The organism is Nonomuraea sp. NPDC052129, assembly GCF_040680095.1.
In the GTDB taxonomy this organism is placed as follows: Bacteria; Actinomycetota; Actinomycetes; order Streptosporangiales; family Streptosporangiaceae; genus Nonomuraea.
This window is the reverse complement of the sequence record NZ_JBFAVX010000001.1, coordinates 225,086-238,305: the sequence shown is the minus strand read 5'-3', so window position 1 is coordinate 238,305 and position 13,220 is coordinate 225,086. Positions and strand designations below refer to the sequence as shown.

Here is a 13,220-nt window from a genome sequence, read left to right as displayed (position 1 = left end):
CGGAAGTCCTGAATCGGCGCGGTCGTTCGGTCAGCGCAGGCGCCGCAGGAGCAGTGATGGCGGTGGCTCACAGGGTGCCACCCTGATGCGGGCGTCGACCGTGGTGGCGCCGTCGGAGCTGACGATGACGGGGTTGAGGTCGAGCTCGGCGATCATGCCGAGGGGGTCGGTGACGGGCGGCACCCGGAACGCGCGATCGGCCAGCAGGTCGGCCATGACGCCGCCCATGCCGACCATGGCCAGCGGGCCGAAGGCCGGGTAGTTGACGCCGCCGATGATGATTTCGACACCGCCCGGCAGCATGCGCTGGACGGTCGCGCCGGTCATCTGCGGGCCGATGTGCGCGGACATTTCGTGGTACGCCTGTCGCACCTCCTCCGCGGTTCGGAGGCCGAGGCGGACGCCGCCGATGTCGCTCTTGTGCACCGGGCCGACGGCCTTGAGGACGACGGGCGGCCCGATGCGCTCGCTCGCGGCCGCTGCGGCCTCGGGGCCGTCCACCTCGATCGATTCCACCATCGTGATGCCGTAGCAGTCGAGCAGCCGGGCGGTGGTCGCGGGGGACAGCCACCTGCCGTCCGGGTGGGCTGACAGCTCCTGTTGTACGAGCTGCCGCGCCGTCCGCTCGTGCACGCGGAAGGAAGCGGGTGCCGGCTCGGCGGGACGGTCGCGCCACTCGGCGTAGCGTACGGCGTGCGCGAGCGCTTGCACGGCCTGCTCGGGGAAGGCGTAGCTGGGCAGGTGGCCGTCGATCAGAACGTCATGGCCGACGACGCAGGCCAGCACCGTCTTGCCCGCCCCCTTCGCGGCGATGGAGAGGGCCTGCCGAGTCTGCTCGAGCCCTGAGCCGAACGGTGGGGTGTACACGGCCAGGACCACGTCCACCTCCGGCGAGGCGGCCAGCGCCGCGACGGCGGCGCCGATCTCCTCGGCGCTTGCGTCCGCGGTCAGATCCACCGGGTTGCCCAGCGCGGCGGCGGCATGCCGCTGACGTCTCCGGCAACACCGGCGTTCGCGCAGTCGCGGGCCACCTGAAGCACGTGCCGGGCGGGCACCGCCACGACCGCCAGGTCCACACCGTCGGGCACCGTGGCGTGGCAGGTCAGCTCGGCCACCTCGGTCGCGTTCGGATTGACCGGGTGGATCGGGCCCTCGAAGCCCGCGTCGATGAGGTTGCGCAGCACCTTGTGACCGACGGCCCGCTCATCTCGGCCGGCGCCGATCACCGCCACGGAGCGGGGGGCCAGCAGGGCGTGGCCGTTGTACTTGTCGCTGGTGACGCGATCCATGTAGGAGCGCGCGGTGCTCCGGCCGCCGGTGAAGAAGCGCAAGTAGGCCGAGCGTTCGGACGAGCGGTCCACCAGTTCGTGCAGCGCCTGGCGATCGTCGGTCCGCAGCGGTCGCACGTGGGCGATCCCGCCGTCGCGCAGCAAAACGTCATATCCGTCGGTTTTACCTTCGAGGCTGTCGGGCGATCGGCGCGGCAGGCAGTGCCGTACGGCCTTCGCCCGCGGGACCAAGGTCCCTACCCGCCGGCCCGCGTACGCGTCAGGCTGGCGGCATGAACGACATCGTGCTCGGCTACGACGGCTCGGACTTCTCCATGCAGGCCCTGGACTGGGCGCTGGACGAGGCAGAGCTCAGGCAGCTGCCGCTGACCGTCGCCCACGCCTGGCAGTGGCCGTACGGTGTGGCGGACGAGGACGCCAAGGCCCACCTGCGCAAGGCCGCCGAGCACGTGCTGTGGCACGGTGCCGAGTGCGCCCGCTCCACCAGCTCGGGCGTGCGCGTCGACACCGATCTGCACGAAGGGGCCGCCGCGCAGCGCCTCGTCGAGCTCTCCGACGCCGCCGCCCTCATCGTGGTCGGCTCCCGCGGCCTGAGCGCGTTGCCCCGGGCGGTGGTCGGCTCGGTCGCCGGGTACGTCGCCGCCCACGCCGACTGCCCGGTCATCGTCGTACGCGGCCCGGGCCCGCTGCCCGCGCCGACCAGGCCCGGCCCGATCGTCGTGACCAGCAAGGATCCGGAGGCGGCCGTGCTGGACTTCGCCTTCGGCGAAGCCGCGCTGCGCCGGCTTCCGATCGCCTCCCCGGGCGACCTCACCGAGTGGGCGGCGCGCCATCCCGGCGTGCGCGTTCACCCGTACGACGCCGCCGGCCACGCCACGCTGGTGGTCATCGGACGCACAGGAGCCATGCGTCACGGCGCCGCCGGCTACCTCCTCCAGCACGCGCCTTGCCCGGTGGCGGTGGTGGGCCAAGCGTGAACCGTCCTGGTGAAGAGGGCTGGTCGAGCGGAGTGTCACTCGCGGCCGGGGCGCAGGCCGGCGAACAGGTCGTCTTCGGGAAGGGTGCCCTCGACGTAGGACCGTGCGAGGTGATAGTCCTCGACAGGCCATACCTCCCGCTCCACATCACGATCGTGGAGCATGAACCCGCTAGCGGGGTCGATCTGCGTGGCGTGGGCGAGCAATGCCCGGTCCCGGGCCTCGAAGTACTCCGCGCAGGCAACGCGGGTAGTGATCTCCAGGGCGGGGGCGTCGTCCGGGAGCTCTGCCAGCACGGCCTCCATTCCCGAGTCGATCCCGCGCGCTGTCAGGGCATCGTGCATGGCTTGGAACCAGGCTCGCGACAGGGTGCCCAGATAGTAGAGCTTGAGCGGCTGCCAGTGTTCGCCCGTCCCCGAGTGGCGACCAGCGTCGAAGGCCGCCATGGTCACCTGGTGCGTCTTGATGTGGTCAGGGTGTGGGTACCCGCCGGTCTCGTCGTAGGTCACGATCACGTGCGGGCGGAAATCGCGGATCAACGCCACCAGGCGCCCGGCCGCCTCCTCCAGCGGCTGGACCGCGAAGCAGCCGTCCGGCAGCGGCTCACCGGCCGCGGGCAAGCCCGAATCGATGAAGCCCAGGAAGTGCTGCCGGACGCCCAGGATCTCCCTGGCCGCCGCCATCTCGGCCCGCCGGATCTCGGTGAGGTTCTCCCGTACGCCGGGCCGGTCCATCGCCGGGTTCAGCACGTCGCCGCGCTCGCCGCCCGTGCAGGTGACCACCAGGACGTCCACACCCTCCGCGGCGTACTTGGCGAGTGTCGCCGCGCCCTTGCTCGACTCGTCGTCAGGGTGGGCGTGCACGCTCATCAGGCGGAGGGGCTCTCCTGGGGCGAGCCGCGGACTCATCGCTGCCTTTCTTCGGTCCACTCCGCCAGGCGGCGGAGGAACGTGGTCGTGGTGGGAAGGGGTACGCCCGGCAACATCGCCAGGTGGAAGACATGGGGCATGCCCTCGTAGACATCGAGGGTGACCGCTGTTCCCGCTGCCGAGGCGGCTGCCGCGAAGCGCCGGGCATCGTCGAGCAGCACCTCCGCGGAACCGGCTATCAGCAGAAGGGCCGGCAGGCCACGAAGGTCGCCGTACAGGGGGGATTGAGGCGCCAGATCCGGTCGCGCTCCTGCCAGGTATTGGGTGGTGACGCCCTTCAGTACCGCCCGATTGATCATGTCTCGTTCGTCGTTGGTGTCCAGCGACGGGCTGGAGAGAGTCAGATCGGTCAAGGGGGACACCGCGATCACCGCGGCGGGCATCGGGGCTGCGCTCTCCTTGAGTGTCAGCAGCGCCGACAGAGCGAGGGTTCCGCCTGCCGACTCACCGAACAGGACGATCCGGGACTCCGGTACGCCCTGATCGAGCAGCCTGCTGTAGACGGCTGTCACGTCATCGAGCGCCGCCGGGTAGGGGTGGGCAGGGGCGAGCCGGTAGTCCACCGCCAAGACCGGCCGGGCTGTCGCCTTGGACAGGTGACAAGCCATGAGTCGTTCCATCCGGGGTTCGGTGTGCGCGAAGCCGCCGCCGTGGATGTACAGCGTGATACCGGCCTCCGCCGCCGAACGCCCAGAGGTGTTCACCCACTGCCGGGCGGCCCCCTCCATGCGCGGAAGCGCCGCAGTGAAATCGGCGTCCGCGGGCGGCTCCGGCGTCCCTGCTGCCAGCGCACGCATCTGCGCCATGACTGCTGCGGTCTCGTCGGAACCGGCGGGGATGTTCAAGGATTCTCTCCCGTGTTGCTTGGGTGAGACATAAACTTAGGATGGACATAAAAATGTGTCAAGCATCGATTTATGATCGGCCTATGAGAGGATGTGGTGTCATGGCCACGGGACTTCGCGAGCTCAAGAAGCAGCAGACGCGGCAGGCGATCTCCAACGCCGCGACGAGACTGTTCATCGAGCGCGGCTTCGAGGCGGTGACCATCACCGAGATCGCGGCCGCCGCCCAGGTGGCCAAGATGACCGTCACCAACTACTTCCCCCGCAAGGAAGACCTCGCCCTCGACTATCACCAGACGTTCGCTCCCAGTCTGGCCCGCACCGTCGCTGACCGGTCGGCGGGCGAGTCCGCGCTGGCCGCGCTGCGTCGCGAGTTCCTTGCCGGGGTGGAGCGGCACGACGCCGTCATCGGCTTCTCCAGTCAGGGCTTCGCCCGCATGATCAGCGACAGCCCCACCCTTACCGCCCGGCTGCGCGACCTGCACGACCAGCGCGAGGACGCCCTCGCCCAAGTCCTTGCCACCGATACCGCGTCCGCCCCCGGCGACCTCACGGCCCGCGCGGCGGCAGCCCTGCTCGGTGCCGCCCACCGGACCCTGTTCGAGCACATCATGGATCTCACGAGGCAGGGGCAGAGCAACCGCCAGATCGCCTCCACCGTGACCCGCTCGGCCCATCAGGTGTTCGGACTACTGGAAACCTCCCTGGCCGACTACGCGATGCGCTGAGGCCACGAATGCCCGTGGGCTGAGCTCCGTCAGGGGCGAACGGCGCCGAGCAGGCGGTTGCGCCAGTAGTCGTCGAGATCGACCACCTTGACGACGTCGCCCGTCTGAGGTGCGTGGACCATCTTCCCGTTGCCCGCGTACATGCCCATGTGCCCCAGCCCCTTGCTGAAGAGCAAGTCGCCGGGCTGCAACGCGTCGAGGGGGACGTGGCGGCTGGCGCCCCAGCTCCATTGGGTGTACGTGGTGCGCGGGATCTCGACTCCCGCGCTACGCCAGGCGGCCTGGGTGAGGCTGGAGCAGTCGTAGGAGCCCGGCCCTACGGCGCCGTACTGGTAGGGCTTGCCGATCTGGGCGAAGGCGAACTGGAGCGCCAGGCGGGCGTTGCCGGAGGCCGGTCCGGTGTACGGGATGCCCGTGCTGTTGGGGTCGCCGGTCTTGAAGGCGCCCAGTCGGCGCAGCAGCTTGGTCTGCTCCTTGACGAGCTTTTCCACCTTCTCCTTCTCGCCGCGTACTTTGTCGCGCGCCGCGTCGGCATCCGCCAGGACGCTTTTGGCCGCGGTGCGGCTGTCGCGCAGGTCCTTGGTGGTCGCCTCGAAGGCGAGTACTTTCGCGGCCCTGTCCTGCGCGATCTGGGCCAGAGAGGCCATGCTGCTCAGAGTTGTTTCCGGGCTGTTCTGGAAGGCGAATCGTTGCCAGGTCAACGGGCCGGTCTGGTAGTCGCCGACGGCCGCCGTGACGAGGTCTCTGCGCAGTGTGGCGACTCGATCATCCTTGCGGCCGATCTCGGCGTTGAGAGCGTCGTACTTCTTCTTGGCCGACTTGTACGCCTCCGTGGCCTGGTTGTGCCGCTCGACCAGGTCGTCCGCTTGCTCGTTCAGCTTCACCAGCTTGGCCCTGGCCTTGGCGGGCGACGGAGGCGCGGCGGCGGCACCGCCGGGGTTGGAGAGCAATACGGCCGAGGCCAGTGCCGCCGCCATAGCTGTCTGCCCAAGCCTTGTCGGCACGGCCACTACGATGCCTCCTCGTAAAACTCCAAACCTGGGGCGCAATAGTACAGAAGGTGGAGGGCCGGTTGGCCTGTTCGCAGTGATTGCTCTCGTCGGCGGAACATACTATCTGGCCTAGCGGATGTCGTCTCATAGGGAGATAGGCGTGCCGTCCAGGGACAAGAAGGCGCGCCCGGCTCCCAGAGCATGGGAGCCGGGCGCGGTGTTGGGTGTCACTCTCCTTTGTCCGCGGTAGGTCACCGGCGGGTGGTGGCGGGCTCGGCGTGTACGGCCGTACGGGTGCGCAGTGTCAGTGCGGCGAGCAGGGCGCCGATGCCGGCGATGCCGGCGGCGCCGATGAAGGCGGAGGAGAAGCCGTTGGTCAGGGCGGGCAGGTTGCCGAGTTGTCCGGCGCCGTTGGCGGCGGCGACGGCGGTCATGGCGGCCAGGCCGAGCGCGGAGCCGACCTGGTAGCTGGTGTTGACGATGCCGGAGGCCAGGCCGCCTTCCTCTGGGCGGGCGGAGGAGATGGCGGTGCCGAGTGAGGGGATGAAGGCCAGGGACATGCCGAGGGCGGCGACGAGGCTGGCGGGCAGGACGTCGGTGGCGAAGCTGCCGTTCGGGCTGATCAGTGACAGCCACCCCATACCTGCGGCGAGCAGGGCCAGGCCGGCCACGGTGGTCGCCTTGGGGCCGAAGCGGCCGATGGCGCGGGGTGCCAGGACGATCATGCCGACCATGATGAGGACGGTCATCGGCACCAGCGCCGCGCCGCTGGGGAAGGCGCTGTAGCCGAGCACCTGCTGCAGGTAGAGGTTGAGGAAGAACCACATAGGGATCCACGCGCCGCCGAGCAGCAGTTGGGTCAGGTTGGCGGCGGAGAGGTTCGGAGCACGGAAGATCGACAGCCGCATCAGCGGCTCGCGGCGGCGGGCCTGGATCGCGACGAAGCCGCCGAGCAGGGCCACGGCGCCGGCCAGCACGAGCCAGGTCTGCGCGGAACCCCAGCCGATCTCGGGCGCCCGGACGATGGCGTAGACCGCGGCGCCGAGACCGGCGGTGACGGTGAGCGCGCCGGTCACGTCGATGGAGCCGCGCTGGGCTTGGGCGGCGGGCATCAGTGGGCCGGTGGCCAGCAATGCGACGAGCGCGATGGGGATGTTGATGTAGAAGACCCAGGGCCAGCTCAGGTATTCGGTGATGACGCCGCCGAGGAACACTCCCGCGGTGCCGCCCGCCGGGGCTGCGGCGCCGTACAGGGCCAGGGCCTTGGTGAGCTCCTTGGGGTCTCGGCCGAAGAGCATCATGAGCAGGGTGAGCGCGGAGGGGGCGATCAATGCCGCGCCGATTCCCTGGACGGCGCGGCCGGTCAGCTCGACCCACACCTCGGGGGCGATGCCGGCGACCAGGGAGCCGGCGAGCAGGATCAGCCAGCCGGCGGCGAAGAGCCGGCGGGCGCCGAACAGGTCGGACAGTCGGCCGCCTAGCAGGAGCAGCCCGCCGAATGCGACGACGTAGGCGTTGAAGACCCAGGACAGGCTCTCCTGGGAGAAGCCGAGGCTTTCCTGGATACGGGGAAGGGCCACGCCGATGATCGACGTGTCCATGATGACGATGAACTGGGCCATGGCGATCAGGGCCAAGGCGGTCCAGCGCCTGGGGGATGGTGCGGACATGGTGCACTCTCCAGACATTCTCTACCGGGGTGGGGTATGTCGCCAGTAGATTTATACCCCCAGGGGGTATGTGTCAAGTTTGGGGTGCCATAGCCGCATCGCCGCGGTGGCGACGTGAAGAGCGGTGCGCTGTCGGCCTGAACAGGAGTACAAGGCAGGTGCCTTCCGCTGTCCGGGAGCGCAGTACTATGAGTGATAGTTGAAGCGAGCCGGCGTGTGACCGCACGCTCGGGTCTCAAGTACTGAGCAGCGTGCGGGGGAGGAGGGGCGCATGGGCGGATCGGCCCGCTGGTCGTCCCTTCTCTGCCCGCGATGGCTGTTGCCGGTGATGCTCGTACTGGGCGTCTGGGGCATGCACACGATCGGGCATCTGGCCTCGCATCACGGTGAGACCTCCTCGCCCTTCAGCTCGTACGCTCCGGCTCATACGGAGACTTCTGAGAAGGCGATGCCGGAGGGCGGGACCGAACTCGTCGGTGTGCTCAGCGGGCCCTTGCTGGGCTCCGGGAGCTCGATCTGGCTGGATCCGACCGATGTGTGCCTGGCCGTGCTGCCCTTGATCGTCGCGTTGTTGATCGCGGCGATCTGGGCCAGCATGCGGCCGTGGTCAGGAGCGATGGCCGCCAGGAGGCCATGGGTGGGCGGAGTGGCCAGGTCGCCGCCACGTCGCCTGGCCCCTACCCTCGCCGGGCTCTCAGTGATGCGTACATAGGCCGATCCATCTGCGGACGATCCCCAGGGTCGTCCGGGAGGTATCAGCCATGCACGTCAATCTTCAGAGAGACCACCATGTTCATGAATATCGGGAAATTCTCCGCCGTCGTCGCCACCTCGGGTGCCGCGCTGATCCTGCTGACCGCGTGCGGTGGTACGGACAGCGCCTCGATGGACGGGAAGGACATGTCCACCATGTCCAGCGCTCCGGCCGCCACGTCGGCGAGCGCTCAAGCGAGTGCTCAGGCGGCGGCGACGTTCAACGACGCGGACGTGATGTTCGCGCAGATGATGATCCCGCACCACCAGCAGGCGGTGGAGATGGCCGAGCTGGCCGAGACGCGGGCGTCCGACAAGGAGGTCAAGGAGCTGTCGGCGAAGATCAAGGCGGCTCAGGATCCGGAGATCCAGACCATGAAGGGCTGGCTCACCGACTGGGGCAAGCCGCTGCCGTCCGGCGGCATGGACCAGGGTATGGGGCATGACATGCCCGGGATGATGTCCGCAGAGGACATGAAGAAGCTGGAAGACGCCAAGGGCACCGCGTTCGACAAGCGGTTCGCCGAGCTGATGATCGCCCACCACAACGGCGCGATCGACATGGCGCGCACCGAGCAGTCCCAGGGTTCCAACCCTGAGGCGAAGGAGCTGGCCAAGGCCATCGAGACCGGGCAGCAGGCCGAAGTGGAACAGATGAAGAAGATCCTCGACCGGCTCTAGCGGCGAGTGCCGGCTGCCCGGTCGCCGGGCAGCCGGCCAGGCTCGTCGCCCGGGGCGAAACGCGCTGGTGAGAGCCCTTCTAGGCAGGGTAGGAGCCCCTCCTCACAGGTTGATGTCCTGCGATCGGGGGGTTCAGCGGGGATGATCATCAAACCAGCGGTCACGAATGGCGTTTCCTTGGTGACGGGAGCGCTACTGCTCGCTGCCTGCGGCGGCATGACGGCGGGCCGGAGCGCGTCCGCCCTTCCCAACGTCGTGCCGGCGGCCGCGACGCCGACGACGAGCGCACAGCCGGGAGCCGGATTCAACGACGCGGACGTGATGTTCGCGCAGATGATGATCCCGCACCACGAGCAGGCGGTGGAGATGGCCGAGCTGGCCGAGACGCGGGCGTCCGACAAGGAGGTCAAGGAGCTGTCGGCGAAGATCAAGGCGGCTCAGGATCCGGAGATCCAGACCATGAAGGGCTGGCTCACCGACTGGGGCAAGCCGCTGCCGTCCGGCGGCATGGACCAGGGTATGGGGCATGACATGCCCGGGATGATGTCCGCTGAGGACATGAAGAAGCTGGAAGACGCCAAGGGCGCCCAGTTCGACAAGGCATTCCTCCGGATGATGATCGCTCACCACAAGGGCGCGATCACCATGGCGCGCACCGAGCGGGAACGCGGGAAGAACCAGGAGGCGAAGCGGCTCGCCGACACCATCGAGACCGGGCAGCAGGCCGAAGTGGAACAGATGCAGAAGATCCTCGCGCGCCTCCAATAGCGCCACGGGCCACTGGATCGCAGCAGGGCGAGGAGCGTGAGACTCCGATAGCGCGACGGGCCGCTGGGCTTCGTCGGGGGAGAAGCGCGTCCGTCACGCGGGGGCGTCAGCGGGTGAGGAGGGCATCCGCCACGCGGCGTATGCGCTCGCGCAGGTCCGGCGCGTCCGGGCCGCGCGTCAGCAGGAGTTGATGCGCCGCCCCGACCAGGGCGAGCGCGATTGAGGCGGTGTCGGCGCCGTCGGGGATGCGGCCGAGTCGTTGCTCGGCCTCGAGGTAATCGGCGATCACGCACTCGTTCGCATCCAGCTCCAGCGCCCCCTCGCCGTGCGTGCCCAGCTTGCTCACTATGGACGGCCTGGCCAAGGCGAGCCCGCCCAGCGCGAGCAGGTTGCCGGCGAGCAGCGGCTCGATGGTCGCCATCACGTTGTCCACCACGGTCCCCGATCCGGCGTGGGCGGCCAGCTCTCGGAGGCGTCCGTTCGCCGCCCGCGCCCGGTCGATGAAGAGCGCGGCCAGGAAGCTGTCCAGGTCGCCGAAGTGGTTGTGCAGCAGTCCGGCGGCGACCCCGGCCTCCAGGGTGATCGCCCGGCTGGTCAGCCCGGATGGCCCCCCGCGCAGCAGGATCTGCTCGGCGGCGTCGAAGAGCTGCTGTCGTACCTCAGGAATGGTGACGCCGCGCGGTGACATGGCTCCGGAGTTTACCGAACTTGCCAGAATGAACACCCGCTCATACCGTATGAGCGAGTGTTCATTCTGAGGAGGGATATGGAGACGCGGGAGTTCGTGTGGACGCGGGGGCATGTGGTGGCCTTGGTCGCGTTGTGCCTGGCGCAAGTGCTGGACGCCGTCGACAGCACGGTGGTGAACGTGGCGTTACCCGCGATCAAGGACGAGCTGGCCTTCTCGGCGGCTGATCTGTCCTGGGTGGTGAACGCGTACATGGTGCCCTTTGGCGGCTTTCTGTTGCTCGGCGGGAGGCTGGGCGATCTGCTCGGCCACCGGCGGGTCCTGGTGGGCGGCATCGCGCTGTTCACCGGGGCGTCGCTGGTGGCGGGGCTGGCGCCGAGCGCCGGGGTGCTGGTCGGGGGCCGGGCCGTGCAAGGGCTGGCGGCCGCGCTGGTCGCGCCGATGACCCTGGCCATGATCACCTTGATCTTCCCCGAGGGGCGGCCGCGCAGCCGCGCGCTGGCGGTGTGGGGGACGGCTACGGCGGTGAGCAGCGCGCTGGGACTGGTCGCGGGCGGGCTGCTCGCCGACGGGCCGGGCTGGCGGTGGATCTTCTTCATCAATGTGCCGGTCGGCGTGCTGCTGGTGGTGGTGGCAGGCCGTGTTCTGCCCGCGCGTGGCGAGCCCCGATCGGGCCGGGGGTTCGATGTCGTGGGGGCGGCGATCGTCACGGTGGGGGTCGGGCTACTGATCTACGCGGTACTGCGCGCGGAATGGTGGCTCCTGCTCGTCGGGGCGGCGTTGCTGGGCTACTTCGCCGTCCACGAGAACGCCGTCGCGCGGCGGCCGGTCGTCGATTTCAGGCTGTTCCGCATCCGCTCCGTGGCGGGGGCCAACCTGATCCAAGTGGTACGGGCCAGTGCTCTGTTCGGCCTGTTCTACCTGGCCACCTTGTTCATGCAGGAGGTACTCGGGTTTTCGGCGCTGGTGACGGGTCTGGCGTACGTGCCGATGACCGTCGTCATGGTCGGTGCCTCGTGGCTCGGCCCGTTGCTGGTCCGCCGCCTGGGCGCGCGGCCGGTCCTGGCGTTCGGCGCGCTGGTCGCCGCCGCTGGACTGCTGCCGCTGGCCTGGATCTCGCCGGATGCCGGGCTGCTCGTGAGCCTGATCGTGCCCATGGTGGTCGTGGGCGTCGGACACGGGATCATGATCGTGCCGCTCACCGATGCCGCGCTGTCCGGCGTGCCGTCGTCCGAGAGCGGTGTGGCCGCCGCGGTGCTCAACGTCAGTGCCCAGCTCGGTGGCGCGCTCGGGCTGGCGGTCCTGGCGACCGCGGCCGCCGCCCGTGCCGATGATCGGCTCCAGTCGGGGACGCCGCTGAGCGCGGCGCTCACCGACGGGTACGGCCTCGCCTTCGTCTTGTCCGCCGTCCTGATGGCGCTGTGTGCCGCCCTCGCGATCACCTTCTTCCCCGGCAGAAAGGATCCAGCGGCATGAAAGCGGCACGCCGCGCATGGTCAGCGCGTAGCCGAACACGAAGGCCAACGCCACGGCCAGCACCACCGTGGTGAGGTTGGTCTACTAGGGCAGACCGTAGATCAGAGCATGAAGAGCGAATGGCAGTGATGGGCGAGGAAGGAGCTGACGCCGGGCACCAGCGCGACCATCGCGGGCCCGCCCAGTAGTACGGCGACCGCCGCCAGCCCGGCCAGGCGTTCTCGGCGGCGGAGCGGCGCCTCGGGGTTGAGCATGCGGCGTACCCGGGTGAGCGCCGTTTCGCCGCCCGCGCCGAGCGTGAAGGCGGGCGCTCGGCCGGTGGCCAGGCGGACCAGCGCGGCGGCGATCTGCGCGCGGGGGTGGCGGCGGGCGGCGACGTCGTCGGCCAACAGTTCGATCAGCCGGGTGATCTCCGTCCTGGCCCGCTCGAACAGCGGGACGCCGGGAAACGCCCTGGCCAGGGCTTCGGCGGCGGCCAGCACGAGGTGATGGCGGCCGCGGAGATGCGCACGCTCGTGCTCCAGGACCGCGGTGACCTGCTCGGGCGCCAGGGTGTGCAGCGCACCCGTGGTGATGACCATCTTGGCGCGCCTGCCGGGCACGCAGTAGGCCAGTCGCTCGTCGTAGTCGATCACCACCGCGCCCAGGTCACTGTCATGCCGGCCCAGGAGGTTGAGCATGGCCGCGTGCTCACGACGTTCGACGTGGGCTCTGAGCAGCACCGCCGCGCCACAGTAGGCGGCCCTGGCCAGGAGGAGGGCAGCCGCCGACAGCGCCACGGCGCTCGTCCACGTCAGGCCGGAACCGTCGCTCAGCATGTCGGCGCAGATCGCGAACAGCTCGGCCAAGCCGTGCCCGACGACGTCCGCGGGCACGGCGAAGGCCAGCGCGGCCAGCACCGCCGAGGCGACCACCGACACGCCGGCCGCCTGCCACAACACGATCGCCAGCCGCGGCGCCCGCTCGGCCCAGCGCGCCGCCCGCCGGCCCAGCTCGGGCAGCCAGATGGCGGCGACGATCGTGTAGAGCACCAGGACGATGGCGGCGATCATGCCGGCCTTCCGCGGGGCGGGAACACCTGCAACGCCGCCTCCAGCGCTGCGGCCTCCTCTGGCGTGAGCTGCTCAAGGAAGTGCACGAGCGTGGCGGCCTGGTTGCCGCTGCCCGCCAGCGCGCTGCGCATCAGGCCGGCGGTATAGGCCTCCTTCGACGCCACCGTCTCGTAGACGTAGGCCCGGCCGACGGGCCGGCGCTTGAGCAGGCCCTTGGTGTGCAGGTTGTCCATCACGGTCATCACCGTGGTGTACGCGATCACCCGCTCCTGGCGCAGACCCTCCAGCACGTCGCGTACGGAAGCCGGTCGGCGCCGTGCCCACAACCAATCCATGATCGTGGATTCGAGCTCACCCAGGCCTCGTATCATG

Annotated in this window: 15 protein-coding genes; 6 read left to right on the top strand and 9 right to left on the bottom strand. The window is 69.5% G+C overall.

Annotation, left to right across the window (positions count from 1 at the left end; genetic code table 11):
• Positions 1 to 30 precede the first annotated feature (30 nt).
• Together AB0L53_RS01115 and AB0L53_RS01110 are read right to left on the bottom strand one after the other, a co-directional pair.
• The gene (locus AB0L53_RS01115; RefSeq protein WP_363988586.1) at positions 31 to 957 is read right to left on the bottom strand and encodes an acetate--CoA ligase family protein; all 927 of its coding nucleotides are present in this window, start codon (positions 955 to 957) and stop codon (positions 31 to 33) included.
• Positions 948 to 1,520 (bottom strand): CoA-binding protein, encoded by a 573-nt coding sequence (locus tag AB0L53_RS01110; protein WP_363988583.1) that lies wholly within the window; start codon positions 1,518 to 1,520, stop codon positions 948 to 950. Before AB0L53_RS01110 ends, AB0L53_RS01115 begins: the two co-directional genes overlap by 10 nt.
• A 41-nt stretch (positions 1,521 to 1,561) precedes the next feature.
• On the opposite strand from AB0L53_RS01110, the gene AB0L53_RS01105 reads away from it, so the two are divergent.
• Complete coding sequence (locus AB0L53_RS01105) at positions 1,562 to 2,266, top strand: universal stress protein (protein WP_363988580.1); 705 nt, start codon at positions 1,562 to 1,564, stop codon at positions 2,264 to 2,266.
• 35 nt (positions 2,267 to 2,301) lie between these two features.
• Here AB0L53_RS01105 and mca read toward each other — a convergent pair whose 3' ends face one another.
• On the bottom strand, positions 2,302 to 3,135 hold the full coding sequence (mca, locus tag AB0L53_RS01100) for a mycothiol conjugate amidase Mca (protein ID WP_363988577.1): 834 nt from the start codon (positions 3,133 to 3,135) through the stop codon (positions 2,302 to 2,304).
• Between the two features lie 35 nt (positions 3,136 to 3,170).
• A complete protein-coding gene (locus AB0L53_RS01095) occupies positions 3,171 to 4,040 on the bottom strand; it encodes an alpha/beta fold hydrolase (RefSeq protein ID WP_363988574.1) in 870 nt (289 codons plus the stop codon).
• A gap of 101 nt (positions 4,041 to 4,141) precedes the next feature.
• Between AB0L53_RS01095 and AB0L53_RS01090 the strand changes: the two genes are divergently transcribed.
• Positions 4,142 to 4,768 (top strand): TetR family transcriptional regulator, encoded by a 627-nt coding sequence (locus AB0L53_RS01090; protein ID WP_363988572.1) that lies wholly within the window; start codon positions 4,142 to 4,144, stop codon positions 4,766 to 4,768.
• Positions 4,769 to 4,797: 29 nt separating this feature from the next.
• Here the strand turns inward: AB0L53_RS01090 and AB0L53_RS01085 are convergent, their stop codons facing one another.
• Positions 4,798 to 5,772, bottom strand: a complete 975-nt coding sequence (locus AB0L53_RS01085; RefSeq protein WP_363988569.1) for an NlpC/P60 family protein — start codon at positions 5,770 to 5,772, stop codon at positions 4,798 to 4,800.
• Positions 5,773 to 6,011: 239 nt separating this feature from the next.
• Positions 6,012 to 7,430, bottom strand: a complete 1,419-nt coding sequence (locus tag AB0L53_RS01080) for an MFS transporter (protein WP_363988567.1) — start codon at positions 7,428 to 7,430, stop codon at positions 6,012 to 6,014.
• A 271-nt stretch (positions 7,431 to 7,701) separates the two neighbouring features.
• Here AB0L53_RS01080 and AB0L53_RS01075 point away from each other — a divergent pair, with 271 nt between their 5' ends.
• From AB0L53_RS01075 to AB0L53_RS01065, 3 genes are all read left to right on the top strand, one after another.
• Positions 7,702 to 8,142, top strand: a complete 441-nt coding sequence (locus AB0L53_RS01075) for a hypothetical protein (protein ID WP_363988564.1) — start codon at positions 7,702 to 7,704, stop codon at positions 8,140 to 8,142.
• A gap of 83 nt (positions 8,143 to 8,225) precedes the next feature.
• A complete protein-coding gene (locus AB0L53_RS01070; RefSeq protein ID WP_363988561.1) occupies positions 8,226 to 8,864 on the top strand; it encodes a DUF305 domain-containing protein in 639 nt (212 codons plus the stop codon).
• Positions 8,865 to 9,044: 180 nt separating this feature from the next.
• The gene (locus tag AB0L53_RS01065) at positions 9,045 to 9,632 is read left to right on the top strand and encodes a DUF305 domain-containing protein (protein WP_363988559.1); all 588 of its coding nucleotides are present in this window, start codon (positions 9,045 to 9,047) and stop codon (positions 9,630 to 9,632) included.
• 106 nt (positions 9,633 to 9,738) lie between these two features.
• Here the strand turns inward: AB0L53_RS01065 and AB0L53_RS01060 are convergent, their stop codons facing one another.
• Complete coding sequence (locus AB0L53_RS01060) at positions 9,739 to 10,320, bottom strand: TetR/AcrR family transcriptional regulator (protein ID WP_363988556.1); 582 nt, start codon at positions 10,318 to 10,320, stop codon at positions 9,739 to 9,741.
• A gap of 78 nt (positions 10,321 to 10,398) precedes the next feature.
• On the opposite strand from AB0L53_RS01060, the gene AB0L53_RS01055 reads away from it, so the two are divergent.
• Positions 10,399 to 11,796, top strand: a complete 1,398-nt coding sequence (locus tag AB0L53_RS01055) for an MFS transporter (protein ID WP_363988553.1) — start codon at positions 10,399 to 10,401, stop codon at positions 11,794 to 11,796.
• Positions 11,797 to 11,897: 101 nt separating this feature from the next.
• On the opposite strand, the gene AB0L53_RS01050 is transcribed toward AB0L53_RS01055, so the two are convergent.
• Together AB0L53_RS01050 and AB0L53_RS01045 are read right to left on the bottom strand one after the other, a co-directional pair.
• On the bottom strand, positions 11,898 to 12,848 hold the full coding sequence (locus tag AB0L53_RS01050; protein ID WP_363988551.1) for a M56 family metallopeptidase: 951 nt from the start codon (positions 12,846 to 12,848) through the stop codon (positions 11,898 to 11,900).
• Positions 12,845 to 13,219, bottom strand: a complete 375-nt coding sequence (locus tag AB0L53_RS01045) for a BlaI/MecI/CopY family transcriptional regulator (RefSeq protein WP_357945898.1) — start codon at positions 13,217 to 13,219, stop codon at positions 12,845 to 12,847. Before AB0L53_RS01045 ends, AB0L53_RS01050 begins: the two co-directional genes overlap by 4 nt.
• Position 13,220: the final 1 nt, after the last annotated feature.